Raw genomic sequence first — 25523 nt, forward strand, 5'->3', positions numbered from 1 at the left:
CGCAGCCAGCCGCCCACAATGCAGCCAGTCCCGCAACAGTCTGGCCGTGCGGCCAAACTGCGCAACGAACCACCGCCTCACGCCCGATGACCCAGCCCCCAATCCGCCCCTGCGCCCTCCTCCAGCTGGCAGCCGCTGCCGCTGTGGCGGCGGGCCTCGCAGGCTGCAACAAGCCCGAAGCCACCGGCCCCGCCACCACCGGCTTCGATGCCATCACCACCGCCTGCACCCAGTTCCTGGCCGCACGGCAACCCCATGTACTGCCCGGCGCAGCGGGCGACTGGACCCTGACCGGTTACAGCCCCGCCCTGGTCCAGCCCGAAGTCACACGCACCGAATCCACCGTGACGCCTTATGTGGGCAAGCTCGTCATCAAGGACAACGAGGCGCAGGCCCATGCACCGACGCAAGCCGCTGCCCAGGCCATCACCCTCACCCCCGCACACCTGCTGTCCAACCGCACGCACACCTTCATCTACAGCTTTGACGGCACACAATGGCGCTGGCAAAACGGCCAGCGGCTGACGAAGATACCGGGGCAGAACGACCGGCTGGAGGCCGTGACGCTGGCGGATGTCTCAGCAGCAGGGCCCAGGGGGTTTGCGGGGTGCCTGCCGCGCTGAGTCGCATCAAAATGCTCTCTTTTAGATAGCTGCCAGGGCATGATTCACTAGCGCTTGAGGCTGTTTTCGCTCATATTCCGCTTCAACACAGCCCAAAGCCGCCTCATGCAACCCGGTGCAGCCCGGTGCAGCCTGGCGTCGTACGCCAGCCCTGAGGGTCGCCGCGTAGCCAAGCCAACCACACCGCTCATTCCAGGTCGGCATTCAGCCGAGCGATCAAGCCCTGCGCATCCACGGAGATGTCCAGGTTGCCGATCTCATGACCAAAATCCCCCGTGAAGTCCACCCGCACCCTCGCGCGCTGCGGCCCCAGGCGTTGCATCGACAGGAACCGGGTCACCGTCTGGTAGCCAACGAAGTACTGCTCGACATAGCGGCGTATTCCGGCATGGCCATCAAATCGGTGGCCCGTGGAGGGGTCGTCGATCACGGCGTCATGCGCAAAAAGGCCGAGCACCTGCTCCACCGCAAACGCATTGGTGGCGGCGATCAACGCATCGGCCACGCGCCGCAGGTGTTCGTGCGTGGGGTCCATCGCGCCAAACCGCAGGACTGCTGCATCGCCCCTGCTGGCTGGCGCGCTGTCGCGTTCTGCCAAAGTCTGACGCGGCTTGCTCATGGCAGCACGCTCACCACCACCTTGCCGCGGGCGCGGCCCTCGGCGACCAGGGCGTGTGCCGCTTCGGCCGTATCCAGCGTGAAGCTGGTCGGGTCGAGCAACGGCACCAGTTGCCCCGCTTCCGCAAGCGTGGTGGCCTGCTCCATGATCTCGCCATGGTGTTCGCGAAACTCCCCCGTGAGGATGGGAAGCAGCGTGAACACGCCCGAGAAGGTCGCGCCCCGGAACGACAGGGGCGCCAGCTTGTGGGTGCCCCAGCCCAGCGACGTCACCACATGGCCCGAGTAGCGGCGCACGGCCACAAACGACGCATCCAGCACCGGCCCACCCACGGTGTCGTAAACAATATCAAAGCCCTGGCCGTCGGTGAACGCGTTGACATAGGCCTCAACCGAGGTTGTTTCATGGTCGATGGGCGTCGCGCCCAGGGACCGGATGTAACCGGCCTGCGCCGCCGTGCCCGTGGCAAACACCTCTGCACCCCGCGCACGGGCCAGCTGCACGGCCACGTGGCCCACGCCACCGGCGCCGCCGTGCACCAGCACCTTGTGCCCGCTGCGCACGTTGGCGCGGTCCACCAGGCCCTCCCAGGCAGTGATGAAGACCAGCGGCAAGACCGCTGCCTGGCGCATGGTCAGCCGGCCTGGCTTGTGGGCCAGCAGCCGGGCATCCACCGCAGCGTATTGCGCCAGGCTGCCTTGCAGCCCACCGATGCCGCCGGTAAAGCCATACACCGCATCCCCCACCTTGAAGCGAGATACGCCCTGTCCCACCTCCTCCACCACGCCGGCGAGGTCCATGCCCAAAACGGCGGGCAGTGGTTGCTGGGCGTGCTCGGCGGCGCCGGCGCGGATCTTGGTGTCCAGTGGGTTCACACCGCTGGCGTGGATGCGGACCAGCACCTGGCCTGCGTCGGGCTGTGGCCGGGGCAGCCAGGTAGGGGTCAATGCGCCGTTAGGGGCGGCGAGCACCAGGGCCTGCATGGTGGGGGCGGTAGAGGTGGACATGGCGTTTTCCTTTGTGGGGTTGAACAGTGCCGCCAGTTTTCAACTTTCTCTTTTGAATGAAAATCCACAATACTGAAACCTTTCCATTCACTTTTGTATGATGCAGGCGATGAACTGGGATGACGTACAGGTGTTCTTGGCCATTGCCCGGCACGGCACGCTGGGTGCCGCAGGCCGCGCCCTCCAACAAAGCCAGCCCACCATGGGCCGCAGGCTGAAGGCGCTGGAACATTCTTTGGGCCACACCCTCTTCCAGCGGACCTCGGAGGGCTTCGTCTTGACCGACGAGGGCGCCGCCGTGCTGCGCCACGCCGAGGGCATGGAGGCTCAGGCGCTGTCGTTCTCCCGCCAGCTGGATGGCACAGACCAGCAGCTGGAAGGCGCGCTGCGGGTATCGACCTCTGACTGGTTTGGCCTGCATGTGCTGGCGCCGCTGTGCGCAGCGTTCACCCACCACCACCCCCGCGTCAGCATCGAACTCCTGACCGATGCACGCCTCTTCAGCCTGGCGCGCCGCGAGGCGGACTTGGTGGCACGCATCGTTCCTTTTGACGAGCCCGATGTCATACAGCGCAAGCTGATGCATGTGCCCTACGCGCTGTACATGCAGCGTGGCGCGGACATGCCTACAGACGGCGCGGACGTTCGCCTCATCACCATGGACCTGGGCTTCAGCGAGATGCCCGACGCGGCCTGGCTGCGCGAGGCCTTTCCATCGGCGCGCATCGCATTTCGCAGCAACAACCGGCACGTGCAGGCCGTGGCCTGCGCATCCGGAGCGGGCCTGGCCGTGTTGCCCTGCCCCTTGGGGGATTCGCACCCCGGCCTGCAAAGGCTGGAAAGTACCCCGCCACCACCAGGGCGCGACGTGTGGCTGGGTTACCACCGGGACCTGCGCAGGGTGCCGCGACTGCGCGCGCTGGTGGAGATGCTGATGCAAGCGCTGAGCACTGCCCAGAGCAATGCCGGCGACCAGGGCGGCTGACTGTCGCTAGTGACGCAGCCCGCTGCCCGGGGCCAGCACATGCGCGACGAAGCTTTGGCACGGATGGTTGTGGGACGCCAGCAAATCCGCCTTGGCGAGGACGCCCAGGGGCCCCACCGCCTGCGAGTTACACGGCAACACCGCCAGCTCCCCACGCTGAACCAGCGGCCGGACCAGGCTGGCGGGCGCACAAGCCAGCATGTCGCTGTCGGCCAGCATGGCGTGCATGATCTCTGTGGATCGGCTCGACACGCGGCACAGATCGGGCACGCCACCCAGTTCATCGAAGAGGCTCTCCACCTGCTGGGGGCCCAGCCCGGTCAGGGGTGGTGCCAGCCAGCGCTGCGCCAGCAGCTCTGCGGCCGTGACGGTAGCCTGCCGGGTCAGAGGGTGCTGGGGGCGGCACACCACCACAAACCCGTCCTGCAGCGCCGCACGAAACCCAAACCCTTGCGGCAGCGGGGTCGGCTCCCGGCAGATGGCCAGGTCCAGCGTGCCTTCCTGAATGCTCTCCAGCAAATTGTCGATCGTGACCTCGTGCACATCGATGGCCGCATCGGGATGCGCGGCGACGTAGGTCGGGATGGCCACCGTGAGCAGGCCGTTGATGCCCGCCGCGATGCTGCCGATGCGGATCAGCGCGGACGCGGCGCCCTGCTGCATCAGCGCCGCATTGCCTGCAGCCGCCTGCAGAGGCACCAGTGATGCGCGCAACAGCGGTAGCACCGCCTCTCCCAGGCGAGTCAAGCGCATGCCCTTGGAATGCCGCTCGAACAGAGGCCCGCCCAGGGAGCTTTCCAGTTCGACCAGCGCATGGGTCGCGGCGGGCTGGCTCAGGCCGATGGAGGAAGCCGCCCGGTGCAGGCTTTGCAGGTCGGCAATCGCAATGGCCAGCTGCAGGTGCTTGAGGCGCACTCGACCGAGGATGCGGTTGAACAGGACGGAAGGCGTCAAATCTGGCATGGGCTATTCAGAAATTGAATTCACTTGAAAAACAAGCATTGGCCTTGCAGCGCCTGCTGTGGAAATATTCAGAAGCTGGCAATAGCAAAGCCCGCGCCAAGCACATTCAATTAACGAATCTTATTCCCGCACCAGCCCGCCGCCGGCTGCGCGGGATGTCAGGAGACAAACCACCATGCCATCACCCCAGCACCAGCCCCTGCGCACCATCACCTTGCGCCCCACCCGCTTCCTGCTCGCCCCGGTCGTGAGCGCCATCCTGGCCATGGGCCACGCACAAGCTGCAGACACCCTGGACACCGCCTGCAAGACCACGGCCGAATGCCAGGCGCAGGTCGCCAAGATCCAGGGCACGGTCAAGGGCGATGCCACCAGCGCCTTGTCCAAGTCGCAGGACACCTTCTACTGGTTCGGCCGCATCAACATGGCATCGACCGTGGTCAACGTGGAGCAAGGCATCATCCCCAAAGCCCAGGCAGGCCGCATCGCGCGCGGTGTGGAGCTGTCGATCACGCAGGCGACGGCCCCGGGTGGCAAGCGCCCCACCGATGTGCTGCAGGTCGAAAAAATCATCACCGACGCCGTGGGCCCCGAGGCCACGCTGATCCACACCGGGCGCAGCCGCCAGGACATCCACTCCACCCTCAACGCCGCTCAGTTGCGGCTGGAGATGCTGGACTTTGCCGATGCCCTGGACCAGGTGCGCGCACGGCTCATCACCATAGCGCAGGCACACACCGCCACCTATGTGCCTGCCTACACCAACGGCGTGCAGGCCATGCCCATCAGCTATGGGCACTACCTGATGGCGTTTGCCGATTCGTTTGCGCGCGACTCTGCACGCATCCGCGAGGCCTACGCGCGCATCAACCTCAGCCCCATGGGCACGGCCGTGCTGGCCAACTCCAGCTGGAGCATCAACCGCGAGCGCCTCGCACAGCTGCTGGGGTTTGACGGGCTCATCGTCAACTCGCTGGATGCGGGGCAGATCAGCACGTATGACATCCCTATCGAGGCCACTTCCATCGCCAGTTCCACTGCCATCCGCGTGGGCGCGTTGATGCAGGATGTACACACCCAGTACCACCAGACGCGGCCGTGGCTGCTGCTGGCCAGCGGCAAGACCTACACCAGCAGCGCCATGCCGCAAAAGGCCAACCCCGGCATCATCCAGAACACCCGCGCCAAAGCCAGCGATGTGGTGGCGTCGGCCCAGGCATCGCTGTGGCGGGCCCATAACGTCACGCCCGGCATGATCGACTACAAGAACACTTGGAGCCCCGGCAGCGCCAAGACTTTTGTCCAGGGCGTGGAGATGCTGCAGCAGTTGGCCGATGTGCTGGACTCGCTGCGCATCGACCCGGCCCGCGCACTGGACGAACTGGAATCCGAATGGACCACGTCGATGGAGCTGGCCGAAACCCTGCAGCGCACCCATGCCATTCCGTTCCGGGTGGGCCATCACTTTGCGTCGGACGTGGTGGTGTACGCCAAAGAGCGCAACATCCGGCCCAAGGACTTTCCGTACGCCGAAGCCGTGCGCATCTATCGCGAAGCGGGCAAAAAGTACGACATCAAGGACCAGCGCCTGCCGCTGACGGAAAAGGAATTCCGCCGCGCCCTGTCCCCCGCCGAAATGGTGCTGACCCGCACAGGCACAGGCGGTCCCCAGCCCCAGGAGGTCGCGCGCATGGTGGCCTCCGCCAAGGACACGTTGGCCAAGGACCGCGCTTGGTCAGCCGAAGCCCGGCAGCGCCTGTTGACCGCCGAGGCCGCGCTGAACGCGGCCTTTGAGGGCGTGAAGTCGCTGCCCTGAACGCTCTGGCCGGGTGCTCGAGGGCCCCGCACTCAGCGGGCCAACGCGGGCTGCGGGGTGCCGGGGCCACCGCCACGGCGTTGGGCCAGTGCGATGAGGATGTGAATGCCGGCCGCCAGTGCCACCAGCACCACGGCACCCAGCCCCCACAGCGCCCAGGCCAGGAAGGTCACCGCGCCTGCGAGAGCAGGCACCGCCTCCAGCACGGCCTGCACGATGGGGCCTGCGGAGGAGACCAGGGCCTCCCACTGGCCCATCAGTTCCGGGGGCATCCAGGCCTTGAGCCAGGCGGGCATCAAGATCACGTCGGCCACCGCGCTGCCCCCTGCCAGGGCGCCCGCGCTGGACACCACCCACACGGTGACTGCATGCAGGGCCCAGCACGCCAGCGACCACAGGGCCAGCAAGGCCAATGAGAGAAACCAGTTGATTGCGTAGAACATGCAAAACCTCCTTCAGTTGCGCAATGGGCAAGCGGTCAGTATGGGCAAACCGGCATGACATAGACACCAGCCCGGTCCGCACCTAGCATTCGGTTTTCTCGAACCTAAGGCCGTGCATGCTGAACTACCGCCACCTGTACTACTTCTGGATGGTTGCCAAGGAAGGCGGCTTTGCCCGGGCTGCAGACCGGCTGGAGATGGCCGTGCAGACCATCAGCGCACAGGTGCGGGACCTGGAGAAGTCGCTGGGCCACCAGCTCCTCAAGCCCTCGGGGCGCGGTGTGGCGCTGACCGAAGCCGGGCAGGCCGCGTTCATCCGGGCCGAAGAGATTTTTCAACTGGGCCAGTACATTGAAGAAGAAGTGCGCGAGGCCGCCACGGCCCGCGTGGCGCGGTTGTCGGTGGGGCTGTCAGACGGCATCTCCAAACTGGCAGCCCATGCGCTGCTGGAGCCGGTGCTGGCAACGCCCCATCTGCGGCTGGTGTGCCACGAAGGAGAGTCGGACGAACTGCTGTCCGAGCTGGCCCTGCACCAGTTGGACGTGGTGCTGGCCGGGCAGGCAGCGCCGCGCATCCCGCAGCAACGCCTGACCAGCGAACGCATCGCGCGCTCGCCGCTGCAGTGGTACGGACCGGCGTCGCTGGTCAAGAAGGCGGCGCGCGACCGCTTTCCCCAGTCACTCCAAGACTTGCCGGTGCTGCTGCCCACACACCACGCGCCGTTGCGTGCCACGCTGGATGCGTGGTTTCAAGACCTGGGTCTGCAACCGCGCGTGGTGGGCGAGTTTGAGGACAGCGCCTTGCTGGCCGTGTTTGCAGCGCGGGGGCTGGGCGTGTTTCCGGTCAGCCGCCTGGGGGCGCAAGACGTGGGGCTGGTGCGAGGCCTGCGCCTGCTGGGCGATTGCCCTGCGCTTTTTGAGGAGGTGCACGCCATCTGGTCGCGCAGAGGTCAGCACCACCCGCTGGTGCGGCAGATGGTGGAGGCTTCTGCGCGGTAGGCGGCAGTACCAAAGCAGCCCTGCTTGTATCGCGTGGGAGCAAGCTGCAGGAGCAGCCGAGGCCGCCCTGCCCGTCCGCCTAGCGGCGATAGCGTGAACGCGGCTGCCAGCCGTCCCGGTACTGCGTCTGGACCCGTAGCGGCACCGGAACGCGCCGCAGCGCGGGCGCTGGCCCAACGGCAACACGAGACAGCCAGCGCGCGAGACGCTGGCGCAGAGTAGCAATGAGCGAAGGGATGGCAGACGAGAGATTCATGGATAGCTCCTTGTAGCGGTCGTTAGCAAGTGAACAGGAGCCTTGAATCTGCAGCCCCGCATCGCCATCAAAAAGCAGGTTTTCTCTGGGCCTGGCATCCAAAAATACGAAGCTTCGCGCCAGGAGTCGGGCGCACCGAATGCACAGGATTTTCAAGCGCATCACGCAGATAAAGCCTGCTGGCTGGCCGCGCCCCTGCGGGCTACGGTGTCACCTTCAACCCAGGAGATTGCCCATGCAGATTCTTGTCAGAACCCATCACCCCGAAGCAGCGCAACTGCGTGAGACGGTGGAGCGCCGCGTGCGCTTTGCCTTCCGGCGGCTGAATGCCCTGGTGCCCCGTGCAGACATCAAGCTGGATGACATCAACGGCCCTCGGGGCGGCGCGGACAAGCGCTGTCAGATTGCCCTGCACACCGATGGCGCAGGCCCGGTGGTGGTGTCGTCTGTGGCCAGGGACTGGCGCTGTGCGCTGGACGAAGCCCTGGCCAGTGCGGCACGCCATCTGCTGCGTGCCTGGCGCCGCCAGGCCACGCCCCGCCGGCCGCGCCGCCGCGACCGCATGGCGGGTGCTGAACACTCTGGCGCCACAGAGCAACCGATCTGAAAGGTCACGGCCGCTCCATGGAGCGGAAGGCCTGTGCAATACGCGGAAGCGGGCCGCCCTGCCGCTCACCGGCAGGTGCGATGCCCATCACCCAGCCATCACTCCCCCAGAAGGCTCCCGGACTCAGCGCCCTGTGCCACGGCCTTTTGCACCACATCGCGGGTGAGCGTGGGTACAAAGCTTTCAATGAACTGGTAGGCATACCCGCGCAGCCAGGCGCCACGCCGCAGGCCCAGGCGGGTGAGATTGACCTCGAACAGATGGCCCGCGTCGATGAGCCGCAGGTGGCGGTCGCGCTCTTCATCGACCGCGATGGACGCGACGATGCCCACGCCCATGTCCAGCTCCACGTAGGTCTTGATCACGTCGGCGTCCATGGCGGTGAGCACGATGTCGGGCGCAATGCCTTCGCGCGCAAAGGCCTCGTCGATGTGCGCGCGGCCGGTGTAGCCCAGCTCGTAAGTGATGATGGGGTACTGCACCAGCTGCTCCAGCGTCACCGGGCCGGGCAGGTCCAGCAAGCGGTGGCCCGGAGGCACCACGATGCTATGTTTCCAGCGGTAGCACGGCAGCGTGACCAGGGCGTCATAGCCAGCCAGGGCCTCGGTGGCCACGCCGATGTCGGCCTCGCCAGACAGCAGCATCTCCGCCACCTGGCGGGGCGAGCCCTGGTGCAGGTGCAGCGACACCTGCGGAAACAAGGCCCGAAAGTCGCGCACCACCTGGGGCAGCGCATACCGCGCCTGCGAATGTGTGGCCGCCACCGACAGGCGCCCCTGCGCGCTGTCGCTGAAGTCCTGGCCGGCGCGCCTGAGGTTGTCGGCCTCCAGCAGCAGGCGCTCCACCGTGGGCAGCAGTACCTCGCCAGGCGGTGTCAGGCCCGTGAGGCGCTTGCCCGCCCGCACAAAAATCTCCACCCCCAGCTCTTCCTCCAGCTCACGGATCTGGCGGCTCACCCCGGGTTGAGAGGTGTGCAGGATGTGGGCCACTTCGGTCAGGTTAAAGCCCCGCCGCACGGTTTCGCGCACGGAGCGCAGTTGCTGAAAGTTCATGAATGAAAAGCCGGTCCCACAATGTCCATGTGACTGCCTCCTGCCAAGGCCCGCACTTTTGACGATCCCTTTGGCACGAAGCCATAGGGCCCATCGAGCAGCGGGCTCGTAGATACTATGTTTTTGATAGCATCAAACACATATTCCACTGGCGCATCAGTCACTTTTCTTTGGTTTTCTGCCGCACAGAGGCCTCACATGCCCCGCTGGCTCAGGTCGGGCACATAGCGGTCGGCCTGGATGTCGGGCGACAGGCCGTGGGTGATGACCTCGTCGGTGATGGGGAGGAACTGCGCGTTCCACTGCTCCCACGCCTTGCGCAATCGTTCAAACACTTCGGGGTGTTTGTCGCGCAGGTTCGCGCGCTCCAGCGTGTCGGCTTCCACGTCGAACAGAAACTCGTTGTCGTTGATGCGCAGGTACTTGAAGCGGCCCTCGCGTACCGCCCGCTGGCGCTGTGACTTGTAGCGCCAAAACAGCGTGCGCGGGTGTGCGGGCGCATCGCCCAGCAGCACGGGCAGGATGTTCTCGCCGTCGGGCGGGTAGTCGGCCGCAGCTGCCACGCCTGCAGCGGCCAGCAGCGTGGGCAGCCAGTCCATGGTGGCGGTGACCTGGTCGCTCACCTGCGGCGCGATGCGCGCGGGCCAGCGCAGCAGTGTGGGCACGCGGATGCCGCCTTCCAGCAGCTCGGTCTTCTGGCCGGTGAAGGGCCAGGTCTTGGAAAAGCGCTCGCCGCCGTTGTCGCTGCTGAACACCACGATGGTGTTGTCGGCCAGGCCTTGTGCCTTGAGGACATCCAGCACCTGGCCCACCGCCTTGTCGAGCGAGCGCACCATGCGCGCGTAGGTGGCCAGGTTTCCGCCGTCGTAGTGAAACAGGTCCTTCAGGCCCAGCGAGATTTCTTCGTCCTCCGGCCCCACCCAGGGCCAGTGCGGCGCAGTGAAGTGCAGCGACAAGAAGAACGGCTTGGCCGCGCTGCGCTCGCCGATCCAGCGCGTGGCCTCGTCGGCCAGAAGCTGCGTGTAATAGCCCACGCGCTCCACAGGCACTTCGCCTTCGTACAAATCGCGCGCTACGGCATCACCCACACCGGGCTTGTGCGTGAAGTAATCAATGGCGCCGCCATAGTTGCCAAAGAAGCGGTCGTAGCCGCTCTTGAGCGGGCCGAAGGTGGGCAGGCTGCCCAGGTGCCACTTGCCAATCAGCGCCGTGTCATAGCCCGCATCGCGCAGCAACGATGGCAGCGTGGGGTGCTCCGGCGGCAGGCCGTGCACATGGGCCGTGCGCACCAGGGGTTCCTCCAGCCCGCCACGCAGCCGGTACTGGTAGCGCCCGGTGATCAGCGCAAACCGCGTGGCCGAGCACACAGCCGAGTTGGCATAGGCCTGGGTAAAGCGCACGCCCTCGCCCGCCAGCGCATCCAGGTGCGGGGTGGTGAAGTCGGCCTGGCCGTACACACTGAGGTCGGCCCAGCCCAGGTCGTCGGCCAGGATGAAGACGATGTTGGGCGCTTGCGCCGTGGTATTGGTGGCGGTGGTGCTCATGCAGCCCCCTTGGCCTTGCCGGCGGCATCGGTCTCGCGCCACTGCTTGTCGAGCTTGAGGTCCTTGACGGCCTGCTGCACGAAGGCGGGCTGGAACCAGGCCTTCACGTCAAACGTCTGGCGGATCAGCCCCAGCTTGATGCCGTCGTCCAGCACGCCCTGGTAACCGGCGATGAAGCCCTCGTCGAGCAGCGGCGAATATCGGGCGTTCAGGTTGTCGCCCGCCAGTTCTTCGCGGAACGAAAGCTCGGGGTTGCCGCTGTTGTCGGCGTACAGCTTGATCAGCGCCTCGCGGTTGCCCTCTTGCGATGACCAGTGGGCCGCGCGCACCAGCTGGGTCACCAGGCGCTGCGTGAGCTGCGGGTTCTGTGCAGCGAAATCCTCGGTGGCCAGAATGCCGGAGTTGATGGTGTAGTCCGGCCCACGGCCCTTGGTGCTCAGCGCAATCTGCGCGCCCTGCGCCTTGAGCAGGAACAGGTCCGAGCCGCCGAACGTGGCGTCGATCTGCCCGGCCACCACGGCGGCCTTGGAGGTGGGCCAGTCCATGTTGATGAGCTTCACGTCCTTTTCGGTCAGGCCCGCCGTGGCCAGCAGGTTGTCGAAGGTGCGCTGGTAGGCGGTGCCCTTGAGCACCGTGACCTTCTTGCCCTTGAGATCGGCCACGGTCTTGATGCTCACGCCCGGTGCCGTGGCCAGATAGCTGTTGCTGCCCCGGCCCGTGGCCGCAATGAAGCGGGTGGGCAGACCGCGCGCACGGCCAATGACGGCGGCCAGGTCGCCCAGAGAGACGATGTCGAGCTGCTTGGCCGACAGCGCCTCGTGCACCGCCGGGCCCGCGCCGCGAAAAAAGTTCCACTCGATCTTGATGCCGTCTTTGGCAAATTCATCTTCGAGCCACCTGTTGGCCTGCAGCACCGCAAACACGCTGCCGCCTGGCGAGGGCTTGCCAGCTGTGCCCAGGTCGGGCGAGCCGATGCGGATGACCTTGGCAGGCGACTGGGCGCGCAGCACCAGGGGGGCGGCCAATGTGGCAGCGCCAGCGACCAACAGCGAACGGAGTGTGGAGAAAACGGGGGAGTTCTTTGGTGTCATGGGAATCTCGGGAATCGGAGGAGAGAGATAACAAAAAATCAAACGGCAAACTGCCACTGCGCGGCGGGCGCCAGCTGCTCGCCGCGCTTGAGCGGCGGCTCGGCCAGGTCGGCCGCCGGGTGACCGGAGAACTCGCGCAGCACGCTGTCCTTGATGGCAGTGAACGCGTGCGAGGTGCGCTCGCGCGGGTGGGGCAAGCCCACGGGCACGGTGCGGCGGATGCGGCCGGGGCGCGGCTCCATCACCACCACGCGGTCGCCCAGGTACACGGCCTCTTCCACGTCGTGCGTCACCAAAATCATGGTGATGCCCTCTTGCTGCCAGATGCGGCGCAGCTCTTGCTGCAGGTGGGCGCGGGTCATGGCATCTAGCGCGCCAAAGGGCTCGTCCAGCAGCAGGATGTCGGGCCGGTTGACCAGCGCCCGCGCAATCGCCACGCGCTGCGACATGCCGCCCGAGAGCTGGTGCGGGTAGGCCGTCTCAAAGCCTTGCAGTCCTACCAATTCGATGTGCTCGCGCACGGTGGTGCGCTGCTGGCCCTCGGTCAGGCTGGAATTGAGCAGGCCCAGCGCCACGTTCTTCTCGACCGTGAGCCAGGGGAACAAGCGGTGCTCCTGGAACACGATGCCCCGGTTCAGGCTGGTGCCCACAATGCGCTGGCCGTTGAGCAGGATCTCGCCCTGGTAGTCGCCCTCCAGGCCAATCACCAGCCGCAGCAGCGTGGACTTGCCGCAGCCGCTGGACCCGACGACGCTCACGAACTCGCCGGGTTCGATGGTGAGGTTGATGTCCTGCAGCACTGGCAGGGCTTCGCCCTTGACCTCGTACTGCTTGTTCAGGCCGCGAATGGCCAGGGTACCGGCGTGTGCCATGGTGTGTTCCTTCTCAAATGACGTTGTTCTCAGCCATGGTCCGCAACTGGCTCGGCCCAGGCCAGTGCCCCCGGGGAGCTGGCTTTGCCAGGCCCCTGGGGGCGTCCCCCTGAGGGGGATGGCGCGCAGCGCCTCAGGGGGCTCAATACCTCGCTACGGTGCGGTCGCGCCAGGCCAGCAGGCGCTTTTCCAGCGCGGCCAGCAGCGCGTTCAGTGCAAAGCCCACCAGGCCCACCACCACCACGCCAAATAGCACCAGGTCCATCCAGAAGTGCTCGCGCCCATCGATGAGCGTGTTGCCAATACCCTTGCCCGAGGCCAGCAGGTATTCGGCCCCCAGCGTGGCCAGCCAGCTGTAGATGAGCGACAGCTGGATGCCGGTGAACAGCGAGGGCGCGGCCGCAGGCGCCACCACGCGGACGAGCGTTTGCCACACGCTGAACTCGTACACACGGGCCACCTCCAGGTATTCGCGCGGCACGCTGCGCAGGCCCTCCAGCGTGTTGAGCACCACGGGGAAGAACGCCGCCATGGCAATGAAGGCCACCTTGGCGGCATCGCCCAGGCCAAACCACATCGACAGCATCGGAATCCACGCAAACAGCGAGATCTGCTTGAGCGTGTGGAAGGTGGGGCCCACCAGCCGCTCGGCCCAGCGCGACCAGCCCAGCAGCGCGCCCACCGCCAGCCCGATGCTGGAGCCCATGCCAAAGCCCCAGGCCATGCGCCACAGGCTGGCCGACAAAGCCACCCACAGCTCGCCGCTCGTGACCTGGCCCACGCCGCGCTGCCACACGGCCAGCGGCGACACCAGCAAGGGCGAATCGGACGCACCCGAGGCCACCACCGCCCACCACACCGCCAGGATCAGCAAGGGCAGCACCCAGCCCCGCAGGCGTGGGGGCACTTTGTGGAACAGGTTGCGTTGCACGTTCACAGAAGACATTCGCGTACCCCTTTCACAGCCCCGGCTTGCGCCAGCGCAGCAGCCACGCCTCGGACACGGCCAGCAGCTTGTCGATCACAAAACCCACGATGCCCACGGCCAGCACGGCGGCGAGCACCACGTCCAGCTGAAAGAGCTGGCGGCCATAGACGATGAGGAAGCCGATGCCCTCGGACGACGCCAGCAGCTCCACCACCACCAGCGCCAGCCAGGCGTGCGTGAGGCCGTAGCGCACGCCGTTCCAGATGGGCGCCGTGGCTGCCGGAAACACCACCTTGCGCAGCATCTGCCAGCGGGTAAAGCCATACACACGCGCCACCTCCACCAGCCGGTTGGGCACGTTCTGGATGCCCTGGCAGGTGTTGATGGCCACGGGCACCAGCGCGGCCTTGGCGATGAGCAGAAACTTCAATGCCTCATCAATACCCACCACCAGAATCAAGAGCGGCAGCCAGCCGATCACCGGCACTTGGCTGAACGCCTTGAACAGCGGAAACACGTAGTCGCGGAAGGTGGGCGAGAGGCCCATGGCACCGCCCAGCAGCAGACCGAGCGACAGGCCAATGCCAAAGCCCGCAAACACGCGGACCATACTGATGCGCAGGTGGTCCCACAGCTCGCCACTGGCCAGCAGCTCGCCAAACACCTTGAAAACGGCAGCGGGCGGCGGCAGCACCTGCTCGGGCACCCAGCCCCACACGGCGGACAGCTGCCACAGTGCCAGCACGGCCAGTGGAAACGGCCAGGCCCAGAGCGAGCGTCCTGCCCAGGTCCAGGACGCCTTGGTTCTTGCCACTGCAACGCGGCGCGCGGGCGCGTCCGGCAGCGGCTCCAACGGGTGCGTGGGGCTGGCAGGCCCGGCCGCGTTCAGTGCGGGTATCGCCATCTTTTGCATGTCCTTTCGGGTGGAAGAAGTGCTACTGCCCAGGGCTGGGCGGGTAACCTCAATAACAACCAAAAGAAATGTAAAAGACGTTTGTTATAAAAATAAATGGTTAATACTCATATGCAATGACAAAGATGTTTGCGGCATGAGCAGCGGCGCAGACGTTATGAGCGGGGCCAGACGCAGACACAAAAAAACCCGCCGGGCACTGGGTGCCGGCGGGTTGCAAAGGGCGGCTTTCACCGGCCCGGTCCCCCTACCTAGGATTCAATCTTTCTGGCGCAGAGCCCACTACTAGGGCGCGGTTGCCAAGTCCCCGTTGGCGCCATACACGGGCCAGTAGGCCTCCAGCTTCAGTTCCTTGAGCGCAGCGTTCAGGTAGCGGCGGTCAAACCAGCTGTCGATCTCGGGCTTCTTGCGGATCAGCTTGAGCTTGTACGCCTCGTCGGCCGCGTCTTTGTAGCGCGCCACCAAAAATGGGTCGAGCAGCGGCGACAGGCGCACACGCAGCGGCTGGCCGATGAAGTCTTCACGCCACACCTTCTCGGGGTACTCGGCCTTGCCCCATTGCGCAAACAGCTCGGCACGGCGGTTTTCGTCGGAGTATTTGTGCGCGTACTGCACCACGGTCTTGACCACACGCTCCACGGCCTTGGGGTTGCGGGCGGCGAAGTCGTCGGTCACCAGCAGCGCTGTCTGGCGTGTGTACTTGTACGAGTCTTCAGCGGCCGACCACACCACCTTGGCCAGGCCCTGATCGCGCAGCTTGAAGAACCCCACGTAGCCAAAAGCGGCGTCAATGTCTTTGCTCACCAACGCGGCCTCGGCACTGGGCAGGTCCAGGTTCACCAGCTTCACATCACGTTCGCTCAAGCCCTTGTCGGCGAGCGCACGCACGGCGGCCAGGTGCAGGTTGGTGCCCTTGAACACTGCCACCTTGCGGCCTTTGAGGTCTTCAATGCGCCGGATGTTGGAATCCGGCGGCACTGCCAAGTACAGGCCGGTACGTACGCCACTGCCTAGGATGATTTTGGTCTTCACATCGCTGGCGCGGTGCACGATGGACGGCAGGTCGCCCTGCCATGCAAAGTCCAGTTGTTTATTGACCAGCGCCTCGTTCACGGCGGGGCCTGCGCCCTTGAAGAAAGTCCACTGCACCTTCACGCCGTCTTTCTTGAACTCTTCTTCCAGCGCGCCATCGGTGTAGGCCAGCGCGGCCGACGTGCCGCCATGGCGCACGGGGTCGCTGCCCACGCCGCCGGTGGCCACGCCAATGCGGATCACCTTCAGCGGCTCTGCCGTCTGTGCAGCGGCGCTGCCCGACCACAGGCCCAGCGCCAAGGCAGCGCCTGCTGCGGTCAAGGCCTTGCGGCGGGTGGTATTCCAGGGTGTTTTTGTCATGGGTGTCGCTCTTTCGTAGGGGTTGCGTTGGGACGGTGCGCGGGCCACGCCCTGCACCTGTCGAACCCCACTCTAGGCACGCCCGGCAATGCGGCCAACGACCAAAAACAGATATCCAAATGCGCAAGCGCCCGGTCGGCCCGCCCGACTGCAGCGCCTGTTTTTCCAACTATCGATATGCGAACAGCTTCGTTGGTGTGCAGCGCTTGCAGTGTCCCAATGGCATGGCCGTTCTCTTTCCACCACCCTCGTTTCAGAAAGCAGCACCATGTCCAAGATCAACGACTTGCACCCCACCTTCACCCGCTTTGCGGTGGAGCCCTACACCCCCACCATCGGCGCCGTCATCCACGACCTGGACCTGCGCCAGCCGCTGGATGCCGCCACGCAGGCCGAGCTGCGCCAGGCCCTGGCCGTGCACGAGGTGCTGTTCTTCCGCGACCAGCACATCACGCCGCAGCAGCAGGTGGACTTCACCCGCAGCTTTGGCAACGTGGCCGAGGTCAAGGCGTTCTTCCCCCGGCTAGAGGACCACCCCGAGATCGAGATCGTGGAGAGCACGGCCGAGCGCCCCAAGGCGTCGAGCAACTGGCACGCCGACATCACCTGGCGCGAGCAGCCACCGCTGGGCACCAGCCTGTATGCGCAGGTGATTCCCGCCAGCGGCGGAGACACGCTGTGGGCCAGCCTCACCGCCGCCTACGCCAGCCTGTCGCCCGCGTTCCAGGCCTATCTGGAGACGCTGACGGCCGTACACACCTGGGAGATCAGCGGCTGGACGGAGTACCTGCTGCGCAAGGACGCGAGCGGCGACGAGCTGAAAGCCGCCCGCGCAAAGTACCCGCCGGTGGAGCACCCGGTGGTGCGTGTACACCCGGTCACAGGCAAGAAGGTGCTGTATGTGAACTCCACCTTCACCAGCCACATCAAGGGCCTGTCGCGCGTGGAGAGCGATGCCCTGCTGACCCAGCTGTTTGCCCTGCCCCAGGTGCCTGAGTTCCAGGCCCGCCTGCGCTGGGCGCCAGGCACGCTGGCCGTGTGGGACAACCGCTCCACCCAGCACTACGCAGTGGGCGACTTCTTCCCGCAGCACCGCAAGCTGCACCGTATCACTATCACTGAGTAACCCCCAAGAGTCGCATGGGCCCCGCCAGTCTCGCGAGCTGGGGCCCAATCCACAGTCGTTTTGAGAATACCTATGACCCAACCCGACACCTCCAGAAAGCTACGCCTCGGCGCCTTCATCATGGCCACGGGGCACCATGTCGCCGCGTGGCGCCACCCCGGTTCGCAGGCCGATGCGGGTGTGAACATCGACCACTACATCGAACTGGCGCAGACCGCAGAGCGCGGCCTGTTCGACCAGGTGTTTGTGGCCGACAGCCCGGGGGTGTGGCACAAGGGCGACCGCGAGTCCTTCAGCCGCCAGGGGCGGCTCTCGCACTTCGAGCCCGTCACGCTGTGGGCGGCGCTCTCGGCCGTCACCAAGCACATCGGCTTTGTGGCCACGGCATCCACCACCTACGAAGACCCGTACCTGCTGGCACGCAAGTTCGCCTCGCTCGACCACATCAGCAAAGGCCGCGCGGCGTGGAACGTGGTGACCACCAGTGCCGAAAACGTGCACGGCAACTTTGGTCTGGATGCCCACCCCGACCCCGCGTTGCGGTACGAGCGCGCCCACGAGTTTGTGGACGTGGTCAAGGGCCTGTGGGACAGCTTTGACGACGACGCCTTCACCCGCGACAAGACGAGCGGCGTGTACTTTGACCCCGACAAGCTGCACACGCTCAACCACATCGGCAAGCACCTCAAGGTGCAGGGCCCGCTCAACATCGAGCGCTCGCCCCAGGGCCACCCGGTGATCGTGCAGGCAGGCTCTTCCGAAGACGGCAAGGAGCTGGCCGCTGCCACGGCCGAGGCCATCTTCACCGCCTGGACCAGCCTGGCCGAAGCCCAGGCGTTCTACAAGGACGTGAAAGGCCGCATGGCCAAGTACGGCCGCCGGCCCGACGAGCTGCTGGTGCTGCCCGGCATCTCTACGGTCATCGGCCGCACGGAGGAAGAAGCCCAGGCCAAGTGGGCCGAGCTGCAGGCACTGATCCACCCCAGCGTGGGCCTGGCCACGCTGGCCCCTTTCTGGCCCGGCGAAGACCTCACGCAGTGGAACCTGGATACGCCGCCACCCTACATCCCCGAGCCGCCCAAGGGCATCAACAGCCGCGCCCATGTGGTGCTGCAGCTGGCCCGCCGCGAGAACTACACCGTGCGCCAGCTGTACGAATACCTGGCGGGCGCGCGCGGCCACTGGGTGGTGGTGGGCACGCCGCAGACCATTGCGGACCGGATGCAGGAATGGTTTGAGAACGGCGCGGCCGATGGCTTCAACGTGATGCCGCCCGTGCTGCCCCAGTCGCTCAAGGAGTTTGTGGACCTGGTGGTGCCGGAGCTGCAACGGCGCGGGCTGTTCCGCACCGCATACGAAGGCAACACGCTGCGGGAAAACCTGGGGCTGGCGCGCCCAGCCAGCCGGTACGCCACACCGCTGGCCAAGGCAGCCTGACACCGGAGGCCCACCGCTTCATGCCCCGCCCCACAGCGCGGCGGGGTTGGGATGGCTTGGCGGGCGTGGCGCACCCGCCTTGACGCGGCGCACGGGCAGATCGGTGGCAAGGCGCTTGACGGCAGTGCCACGGGACGCGGCCTGAAAGCCGTGCGGTGCCACCAGGACGTCCGTGCGCGCTTCGCGCAAGATGCGTTGCGCCACGCTCTCGAACAGCCAGTCCACCCACGGGGACGCGGGATGCTTGCCCACCACGATCAGGTCGGCCCCAGCGCTTTGCTGTGCCACCAGCACCTGCCGCGCCGGATCGCCCCGGCCGATGGACGATGACAACCGATTGCGCCGCGCGTCGTACGAGTCGGTCAGCGTGAACATGCGGTCTTGCGCATGGCGCCTGCACTGCTCGCGGTAGATCTGGATGGCGCGCTCCGACACCTCGGCATACCGCAGCTTGCCCTCATTGGCGGTGCTGATGGCATGGAACAGTTCCACACGTGCGCGGGGGTGCAGTGCCAGGCCCAGGTCCACCAATCGGTGCGATGCCTGCGAAAAGTCCACCGCCACCAACAGGCTCTGGTAGGTCTGGTCCGCCGCGTTGCGCACCACGACCACGGGTCGCTGGCAAGCACGCAGCAGCTGCAGGGCGGGGTGCGTTCCCCACCAGGCCCGCAGCCCCCGCTGCGGTGCCGTGCCCCACACCACCAGGTCGTGCGTGGCTGCCGCGCGGGCGATGTCTGCCACCGTGCAATCCACGCGCGATACGGCCTGCACAGCGATCTGGTGACGCTGCCGCAGCTGCAGCGCATGGTGCGACAGGCGCACCGCCACATCGGGGGGTGGCACCTCGCCGGGTGCAGAGAGATACACCAGCTGCAACGCAGCCCGATGCTCTGCGCCCAGCAACGCCGCGCGTGCCAGCGCGTGCCCTCCCAGTTCAGAAAAATCGGTGACGACGAGGATGGAGCGAGGGGTCATGGTGGTACGTCCTTCTGTGGTGAACAACGCGCACTCCTCCAACGGCTGCCAATGTAATTGGCGCCGGTCTGGTGGGAAGTGATCTGGTGGCACGGCCCGCAGCGGGCCGGCGTGCGAAGGCGACTAGGTGAGGTAGTCGCCCGTGGCCTCGGGCTGGTACTGGATGCTCTCGATGGTGGCGGAGCACTCTTCGCCGTGCGGCGTTTGCCACTTGGCCATATCTCCCACCCGCAGGCCCAGCAGGCTGATACCCACCGGCGACAGCACCGAGATAAAGCCCGCCGCAGGCTCGGCGTCCTGCGGGTAGCACAGGGTCAGCACCTGGCGCCGGTGGGTGTGCGGGTCCACCAGCTCCACGCGGGAGTTCATGGTGACCACATCCGCACGCACGGTGCGCGGGCTGGTGATGTCGGCGTTGGCCAGCAGGTCATCCAGCAAGGGCGCTGGCCGGTTGACGACCAGCTTGGTCAGGCGCGAATAGTCCAGGTCGGTGAGCGTGCGCTCGCCAGGGGTCACAACTGCATGCATACAAAGCACTCCATCGAATGCGGCGGTGCCCCGTGGGGACAAGACGGCCGCTACCGCGCTTGGCTGGTGCCCGGCGGTGGATGGTTGCGCTACAAGGGGATGAGGAGAGAGGGTGCCGCCGGGCTCAGGAATGTGCTGGCGTCAGCTGACGACGCGCGTTCTTCTTGGCCACCGCTCGCGCGCAGGCCGCTGCGCGGGGCAGCGCAGCCAGGGCGGCAAACGGGCAAACCAGAAGGGTCGTCATGGGCCCGAGTGTAGGCAACCCTGGCCGCTTTGGGGGCAATAGCCCCAGGGTTCTTGCCAGATAGCGGCTGGTCAAGACTCGGCCAAGGCAAGTCGCGCTGCCTGTCACCGCGACACGCAGGCCTGCGCCACAGGATGAGGGCTGCGCAGTGCCGCACGGCATGGTGCCGTCGGCCCTGCGCCCTGCTCCCGACTCACAGCTTGGCGATCGACACCTCTGTGGACTTGACCAATGCGACCACATCGGAACCCACGACCAGGCCCAGGTCGTCCACCGAGCGGGTGGTGATGACGGAGGTCACGATGCCCCAGGGGGTTTCGACATCGACCTCGGAGACGACATCACCGCGAATGATCTCGCGCACTTTGCCTTTGAACTGGTTGCGAACGTTGATGGCTTGAATGGACATGGGGTTCTCCTAAAAAGTCCGTTGAAAGAAAAAGAAAAGGGGGAAAGAGAAAAGAGGTGAAAGCTCACACGGCCCAGCGCAGCCCGTGCGCAGGCACACCCGGCCAGGGGGCCTCGTGCGCCGGGTCGCCGTCGGGCTTTTGCAGTACGCGGTCCAGGATGCGTTTTTCGATGGCGGCAAAGGCGGCATCGCCGTGCGAGCGCGGACGAGGCAGGTCGATGCGCTGGTCCAGCGCAATCTGGCCGTCCTCGATCAGGATCACGCGGTCGGCCAGGGCCACCGCCTCCTGCACGTCGTGGGTCACCAGCAGCGCGGTAAAGCCGCTGGTGCGCCACAAGCCTTCGATCAGGCGGTGCATCTCGATGCGCGTCAGCGCATCCAGCGCGCCCAGCGGCTCGTCGAGCAACAGCAAACGCGGGTTGTGCACCAGGGCACGTGCCAGCGCCACGCGCTGGCGCTGGCCGCCCGACAAGCGTGCCGGCCACTCGTTCAACCGGTCGCCCAGCCCCACGCGCGCCAGCACGTCGGCCGCAGCGCCGCGCCGCTCGGGCGGCAGGCCCAGGGCCACGTTGTCGGCCACACGCTTCCAGGGCAGCAGGCGCGAGTCCTGAAACATGATGCGGGTGTCACCGCTCAGGCCGTCGATGTTCTTGCCGTCGATGCGGATCGCGCCGCCCGAGACGGATTCCAGGCCCGCCACCAGGCGCAGCAACGTGCTTTTGCCGCAGCCACTGCGGCCCACGATAGCGACGAACTGGCCGGGCTCGATGACGAGTTCGGTCTTCTTCAGTACGTCGCGCGTGCCGTAGCGCTTGTCCACGCCGCGCACTTCCAGGCGCACGCCCTGGGGTTGTAAAGATGAACTTATGGTCAAAAAGATCTCCTGCGCTAGTGGCTATTGCGCCAGCAGCTATAAAAATGTGAGTATTCAAGCGTGGAGTATCAAGCCTGGTAACCGGGATGCCAGCGCAGCCAGTAACGTTCGAGCCCCTTGGCAAACACATCGGCCAGCTTGCCCAGTAGCGCGTACAGCAAGATGCCCACCAGCACGATGTCGGTCTGCAAAAACTCGCGCGCATTCATCGTGAGATAGCCGATGCCCGCCTGCGCCGAGATGGTCTCTGCCACGATCAGGATCACCCACATCAGGCCCAGCGAGAAGCGCAGGCCCACCAGGATGCTGGAGAGCGCGCCGGGCAGGATGATTTGCTGGTACAGCTGCCAGCGCCCCAGGCCGTAGGTGCGGCCCATCTCGATCAGGCCCGGGTCCACATTGCGGATGCCGTGGTAGGTGTTGAGGTAGATCGGAAAGAACACCGACACGCTGATGAGGAACAGCTTGGCCGATTCGTCGATGCCGAACCACAGGATCACCAGCGGAATGAGCGCCAGCGCGGGAATGTTGCGCACCATCTGGATGGTGGAGTCGAGCAGCGTCTCGAACAGCTTGACCGAGCCAGTCAGTAGGCCCAGCAGCAGCCCCAGGCCGCCGCCAATCGCCAGCCCGGCCAGCGCACGGCCCGCGCTGACCTTGACGTGCGTCCACAGCTCGCCCGACAGGGTCAAGGTCCAGGCGGCCTTCACCACCTCCAGCGGCGCGGGCAGCACACGGGTGGACAGCCAGCCTTGGGACGAGGCGATCTGCCACAGCACGATGAGGCCCACAGGCACAGCCCATGGCAGCAGGCGCCGCGCCACACTGGCAAAAAATCGGGCCACGGGTGCGGGCAGAAGGGGGCCGTCGAGCGGACGGTCGATGGTGTCGGCAGTGCTGTCGACAATGAGTGGCGAGACCTGCAGCTCGCGCACGGGCACCGTGTTTGTCTGGGCCTGTGTCATGGCGATATTTCCTGGGGATCGTTGTCGGGCTCCAAGAACTCCAGCTGGTTGCCAGCGGGGTCCTTGACGTAAAAGCGCAGGTAGCCAGGCAGCGCACGGTTTTCCACCAGCGGCAGTTCGGCCTGCAGCAGGCGGTGGCGCAGTGCGGGCAGGTCCTGCACCTCAAAGGCCAGGTGCGACACGGCGGGTACGGGCTGCCAGTGCTCGGTAGGCACCAGGTCGATGCGCTGCGTGCCGGCCACAAAACGCAGGGCCTTGCCCGCGTTCAGCCGCACCTCGGGCAGGCCCAGCAGGCTGCTGTAAAAGCGCCGGATGGGCGCCTCGGCACCGGCCGGGAACGGCAGCTGCACATGGTTGATGGACTGGATGGACATGGGCGGTCTCCTGGGCAGCGCTGCGCTCAGCTTTGCGATGCGCGCGGCACAAAGTCATTGGCCACGGTTTCGCCAAACGGGCCCAGCGGGTTACCGCCCGCAAGTTTCTCGCGCACACCGACGGGCAGCAGCGGGAACACCAGCTCGGCAAAGCGGTAGGCCTCTTCCAGGTGTGGGTAGCCCGAGAGCACGAAGGTGTCGAGCCCCAGCGCGGCGTATTCCTCGATGCGCGCGGCCACGGTCTGCGGGTCGCCCACCAGCGCGGTGCCCGCGCCGCCACGCACCAGGCCCACACCGGCCCAGAGGTTGGGGCTGATCTCCAGGTCGGCCCGCGTGCGTCCAATCGCCGACGGGCCGCCCCTAGGCGATTGCGCCCCCTCGGGGGGCAGCGAGGACACGCCAGTGCCGAGCGTGGGGGCCTTATTCCTGGCGCCCGCATGCAGCCGCGCCATGCGGCGCTGGCCTTCGGAATCCATGCGTGAGAACACCGCCTGGGCACGCGCCACGGTCACGTCGTCCACATGGCTGATGAGTTCTTCTGCAGCGGCCCAGGCCTGGTCTTCGGTTTCGCGCACGATGACGTGCAGGCGGATGCCAAACTTGACCGTGCGGCCCCGCTTTGCAGCGCGGGCGCGCACGTCGGCCACCTTCTTGGCCACTTCGGCGGGTGGTTCACCCCAGGTCAGATAGGTCTCCACCTGCTCGGCCGCCAGGTCGTGGGCGGCGTCGGACGACCCACCGAAGTACACCGGTGGGTGCGGCTGCTGCAAGGGCGGAAACAGCAGCTTTGCGCCCTTCACCGTGAGGTGCTTGCCCTCATAGTCGAGGCTTTCGCCCTGGTGGCTGCGCGTGAGGATTTCGCGCCAGATGCGGATGAACTCGGCCGACTGCTCGTAGCGCGTGGCGTGGTCCAGAAACACGCCGTCGCCCTCCAGCTCGGCCTGGTCGCCCCCAGTCACCAGGTTGATGAGCAGTCGCCCACCCGAGAGCCGGTCGAACGTGGCCGCCATGCGTGCAGCCAGTGCGGGCTGGTGCAGGCCGGGGCGCACCGCCACCAGGAACTTGAGCTTCCTGGTCACGGCAAGCAGGCTGGACGCAACCACCCACGGGTCTTCGCAGGAGCGGCCGGTGGGGATCAGAACGCCCTCGTAGCCCAGGCTGTCAGCGGCAACCGCCACCTGCTGGAGGTAGTCATGGCTGAGCTGGCGTGCGCCTTTGGCGGTGCCAAGGTAGCGGCTGTCGCCGTGGGTGGGAATGAACCAGAAGATTTGCATGGGACAGGTCTCTTCAAAACGGGATCTCAACGAGGTCCGAACGAAATCAGTAGGAGATGGCAAAGCCGAACTGGGGCGGGCGCAAGACCGCGCGCCGCTGCTGACCGTCCAGCCCCCAGGCGGTGGCCGTGACGCACAGAACGCGTCGCAGCTGGGCGTGCAACGGGAAAGGCATGGGCGCAGGCATGGCAAGCTCCTTGGAACGTGTTTGTGGTCTGGGTGGTGGGGTTACAGCAGATCGACCGGCGCGGCGTGCAGCAGGTTGAGCTTTTTGGGGATCAGCTTCAGGTCGAAGAAGGTGTCGGCAATGCCTTGCTGCTCAGCCAGGATCTCGCGCGTGACCGGGGCGGTGCCGAACTGCGCGCGGTTCAGGTACAGCTCGGTGATGGACTTGTCCAGCCCCAGAACGGCAGAGAGCTCTGCGGCTGCAGCCGCCTTGTTCTTGGACGCCCAGGTGTCAATCGCGTTGACCTCTTCGATCGCAATGCGCAACACATCGGTGTTCTTGGTCGCGAAGTCGCGCGAGGTGAAGTAGTAGGCACGGTTGTTGACCACTCCCGTGGCGTCGGCCAGCAGGCGGGCATCCAGCGTCTTCTGGGCGGCAGCGAGGAACGGGTCCCAGATGATCCAGGCATCGACTGCGCCCTTTTCAAACGCGGCGCGCGCGTCGGCTGGGGCCAGGAAGACAGACTGCACGTCGCCGTATTTCAGACCATTCTTCTCCAGCAGCTTGACCAGGAAATACTGCACGTTGGAGCCCTTGTTGTAGGCCACGCGTTTGCCCTTGAGGTCGGCCACGCTGCGGATCGGGGAGTCCTTGGGCACGATCACGGCCTCCAGCGCTGGGCGCGGCACCGTGGCGCCCGCATAGACCAGCGGCGCGCCAGCGGCCTGGGCGAAGATGGGCGGGGCTTCGCCCACGTCGCCAAAGTCGATGGAGCCGACGTTGAGCGCTTCGAGTTGCACGGGGCCGGCGTTGAACTCGGTCCAGGTGACCTTCACGCCCAGCGGGGCCAGTCGCTTTTCAAGCGTGCCACGGCCCTTGAGGATGGAAAGCCAGCCTTTTTGGTGGCCCACGCGCAGCACGCGGGGCGCGCCAGAGGCCTGGGCCCAAGAAGGGGCGGGTAGCGCTGCCGCAGCGGCTGTGGCAGCACTGGCGGCCAGCAGGTGGCGGCGTTGCAGGGAGAAGCGGTTCAGTTCGTTCATGG

At 66.1% G+C, this 25523-nt stretch carries 26 protein-coding genes and 1 pseudogene; 7 read left to right on the forward strand and 20 right to left on the reverse strand.

Annotated features, from left to right (window positions below; translation table 11 throughout):
* Nucleotides 1-86 precede the first annotated feature (86 nt).
* Nucleotides 87-623, forward strand: a complete 537-nt coding sequence (locus DNK89_RS03720) for a hypothetical protein (RefSeq protein ID WP_110958943.1) — start codon at nt 87-89, stop codon at nt 621-623.
* A gap of 187 nt (nt 624-810) precedes the next feature.
* On the opposite strand, the gene DNK89_RS03725 is transcribed toward DNK89_RS03720, so the two are convergent.
* Together DNK89_RS03725 and DNK89_RS03730 are read right to left on the reverse strand one after the other, a co-directional pair.
* The gene (locus tag DNK89_RS03725; protein WP_238990681.1) at nt 811-1242 is read right to left on the reverse strand and encodes a nuclear transport factor 2 family protein; all 432 of its coding nucleotides are present in this window, start codon (nt 1240-1242) and stop codon (nt 811-813) included.
* A complete protein-coding gene (locus tag DNK89_RS03730) occupies nt 1239-2249 on the reverse strand; it encodes a zinc-dependent alcohol dehydrogenase family protein (protein WP_110958944.1) in 1011 nt (336 codons plus the stop codon). Before DNK89_RS03730 ends, DNK89_RS03725 begins: the two co-directional genes overlap by 4 nt.
* A 109-nt stretch (nt 2250-2358) precedes the next feature.
* Here DNK89_RS03730 and DNK89_RS03735 point away from each other — a divergent pair, with 109 nt between their 5' ends.
* Nucleotides 2359-3234, forward strand: coding sequence for a LysR family transcriptional regulator (locus tag DNK89_RS03735; RefSeq protein WP_110959187.1), 876 nt, complete (start codon nt 2359-2361; stop codon nt 3232-3234).
* Nucleotides 3235-3240: 6 nt separating this feature from the next.
* On the opposite strand, the gene DNK89_RS03740 is transcribed toward DNK89_RS03735, so the two are convergent.
* Entirely contained in the window at nt 3241-4197 is a 957-nt protein-coding gene (locus DNK89_RS03740) for a LysR family transcriptional regulator (RefSeq protein WP_110958945.1), read from the reverse strand.
* Nucleotides 4198-4372: 175 nt separating this feature from the next.
* Between DNK89_RS03740 and DNK89_RS03745 the strand changes: the two genes are divergently transcribed.
* The gene (locus DNK89_RS03745; protein ID WP_203422182.1) at nt 4373-6013 is read left to right on the forward strand and encodes an argininosuccinate lyase; all 1641 of its coding nucleotides are present in this window, start codon (nt 4373-4375) and stop codon (nt 6011-6013) included.
* 32 nt (nt 6014-6045) lie between these two features.
* Here the strand turns inward: DNK89_RS03745 and DNK89_RS03750 are convergent, their stop codons facing one another.
* Nucleotides 6046-6456, reverse strand: a complete 411-nt coding sequence (locus tag DNK89_RS03750; RefSeq protein ID WP_110958946.1) for a hypothetical protein — start codon at nt 6454-6456, stop codon at nt 6046-6048.
* 116 nt (nt 6457-6572) lie between these two features.
* Here DNK89_RS03750 and DNK89_RS03755 point away from each other — a divergent pair, with 116 nt between their 5' ends.
* Together DNK89_RS03755 and DNK89_RS03760 are read left to right on the forward strand one after the other, a co-directional pair.
* Complete coding sequence (locus tag DNK89_RS03755; RefSeq protein WP_015013788.1) at nt 6573-7454, forward strand: LysR substrate-binding domain-containing protein; 882 nt, start codon at nt 6573-6575, stop codon at nt 7452-7454.
* A gap of 491 nt (nt 7455-7945) precedes the next feature.
* Nucleotides 7946-8317 carry an HPF/RaiA family ribosome-associated protein gene (locus DNK89_RS03760; RefSeq protein ID WP_110958947.1) on the forward strand — a complete coding sequence of 124 codons (372 nt, stop codon included), beginning with the start codon at nt 7946-7948 and terminating at the stop codon, nt 8315-8317.
* Between the two features lie 98 nt (nt 8318-8415).
* On the opposite strand, the gene DNK89_RS03765 is transcribed toward DNK89_RS03760, so the two are convergent.
* The 7 genes from DNK89_RS03765 to DNK89_RS03795 all read right to left on the reverse strand — a co-directional run bounded on the left by DNK89_RS03765 (nt 8416) and on the right by DNK89_RS03795 (nt 16109).
* Entirely contained in the window at nt 8416-9369 is a 954-nt protein-coding gene (locus tag DNK89_RS03765; RefSeq protein WP_110958948.1) for a CysB family HTH-type transcriptional regulator, read from the reverse strand.
* A 194-nt stretch (nt 9370-9563) separates the two neighbouring features.
* A complete protein-coding gene (locus tag DNK89_RS03770) occupies nt 9564-10913 on the reverse strand; it encodes a sulfatase (protein WP_110958949.1) in 1350 nt (449 codons plus the stop codon).
* On the reverse strand, nt 10910-12004 hold the full coding sequence (locus tag DNK89_RS03775; protein WP_110958950.1) for an ABC transporter substrate-binding protein: 1095 nt from the start codon (nt 12002-12004) through the stop codon (nt 10910-10912). Before DNK89_RS03775 ends, DNK89_RS03770 begins: the two co-directional genes overlap by 4 nt.
* A 38-nt stretch (nt 12005-12042) precedes the next feature.
* Complete coding sequence (locus tag DNK89_RS03780) at nt 12043-12876, reverse strand: ABC transporter ATP-binding protein (RefSeq protein ID WP_110958951.1); 834 nt, start codon at nt 12874-12876, stop codon at nt 12043-12045.
* A 142-nt stretch (nt 12877-13018) separates the two neighbouring features.
* Nucleotides 13019-13822, reverse strand: a complete 804-nt coding sequence (locus DNK89_RS03785; RefSeq protein WP_110958952.1) for an ABC transporter permease — start codon at nt 13820-13822, stop codon at nt 13019-13021.
* Between the two features lie 13 nt (nt 13823-13835).
* Nucleotides 13836-14717 (reverse strand): ABC transporter permease, encoded by an 882-nt coding sequence (locus tag DNK89_RS03790; RefSeq protein WP_110958953.1) that lies wholly within the window; start codon nt 14715-14717, stop codon nt 13836-13838.
* A 285-nt stretch (nt 14718-15002) separates the two neighbouring features.
* Nucleotides 15003-16109, reverse strand: a complete 1107-nt coding sequence (locus tag DNK89_RS03795; RefSeq protein ID WP_110958954.1) for an ABC transporter substrate-binding protein — start codon at nt 16107-16109, stop codon at nt 15003-15005.
* Nucleotides 16110-16377: 268 nt separating this feature from the next.
* Here DNK89_RS03795 and DNK89_RS03800 point away from each other — a divergent pair, with 268 nt between their 5' ends.
* Both DNK89_RS03800 and DNK89_RS03805 read left to right on the forward strand, forming a co-directional pair.
* Nucleotides 16378-17235 (forward strand): TauD/TfdA family dioxygenase, encoded by an 858-nt coding sequence (locus DNK89_RS03800; RefSeq protein WP_110958955.1) that lies wholly within the window; start codon nt 16378-16380, stop codon nt 17233-17235.
* Nucleotides 17236-17307: 72 nt separating this feature from the next.
* Nucleotides 17308-18672, forward strand: coding sequence for an LLM class flavin-dependent oxidoreductase (locus DNK89_RS03805; RefSeq protein WP_110958956.1), 1365 nt, complete (start codon nt 17308-17310; stop codon nt 18670-18672).
* 18 nt (nt 18673-18690) lie between these two features.
* Here DNK89_RS03805 and DNK89_RS03810 read toward each other — a convergent pair whose 3' ends face one another.
* From DNK89_RS03810 to DNK89_RS03845, 9 genes and pseudogenes are all read right to left on the reverse strand, one after another.
* On the reverse strand, nt 18691-19647 hold the full coding sequence (locus DNK89_RS03810) for a universal stress protein (RefSeq protein ID WP_110959189.1): 957 nt from the start codon (nt 19645-19647) through the stop codon (nt 18691-18693).
* A 123-nt stretch (nt 19648-19770) separates the two neighbouring features.
* Complete coding sequence (locus DNK89_RS03815) at nt 19771-20175, reverse strand: GreA/GreB family elongation factor (RefSeq protein ID WP_110958957.1); 405 nt, start codon at nt 20173-20175, stop codon at nt 19771-19773.
* Nucleotides 20176-20612: 437 nt separating this feature from the next.
* A complete protein-coding gene (locus tag DNK89_RS03820; RefSeq protein ID WP_015013774.1) occupies nt 20613-20828 on the reverse strand; it encodes a molybdopterin-binding protein in 216 nt (71 codons plus the stop codon).
* Between the two features lie 64 nt (nt 20829-20892).
* Nucleotides 20893-21702 (reverse strand): ATP-binding cassette domain-containing protein, encoded by an 810-nt coding sequence (locus DNK89_RS03825; protein ID WP_110958958.1) that lies wholly within the window; start codon nt 21700-21702, stop codon nt 20893-20895.
* Nucleotides 21703-21770: 68 nt separating this feature from the next.
* Entirely contained in the window at nt 21771-22667 is an 897-nt protein-coding gene (ssuC, locus tag DNK89_RS03830) for an aliphatic sulfonate ABC transporter permease SsuC (RefSeq protein WP_110958959.1), read from the reverse strand.
* Nucleotides 22664-23041 carry a VOC family protein gene (locus DNK89_RS03835; protein WP_110958960.1) on the reverse strand — a complete coding sequence of 126 codons (378 nt, stop codon included), beginning with the start codon at nt 23039-23041 and terminating at the stop codon, nt 22664-22666. Before DNK89_RS03835 ends, ssuC begins: the two co-directional genes overlap by 4 nt.
* A gap of 35 nt (nt 23042-23076) precedes the next feature.
* Nucleotides 23077-24315 (reverse strand): annotated as a pseudogene (locus DNK89_RS03840) (FMNH2-dependent alkanesulfonate monooxygenase); the annotation flags it as partial.
* Between the two features lie 46 nt (nt 24316-24361).
* Nucleotides 24362-24502 carry a hypothetical protein gene (locus DNK89_RS24530; protein ID WP_203422183.1) on the reverse strand — a complete coding sequence of 47 codons (141 nt, stop codon included), beginning with the start codon at nt 24500-24502 and terminating at the stop codon, nt 24362-24364.
* 41 nt (nt 24503-24543) lie between these two features.
* Nucleotides 24544-25521, reverse strand: coding sequence for a sulfonate ABC transporter substrate-binding protein (locus DNK89_RS03845; protein WP_110958962.1), 978 nt, complete (start codon nt 25519-25521; stop codon nt 24544-24546).
* Nucleotides 25522-25523: the final 2 nt, after the last annotated feature.

It is taken from the genome of Acidovorax sp. ST3, from assembly GCF_003231145.1.
GTDB lineage: Bacteria > Pseudomonadota > Gammaproteobacteria > Burkholderiales > Burkholderiaceae_C > Acidovorax.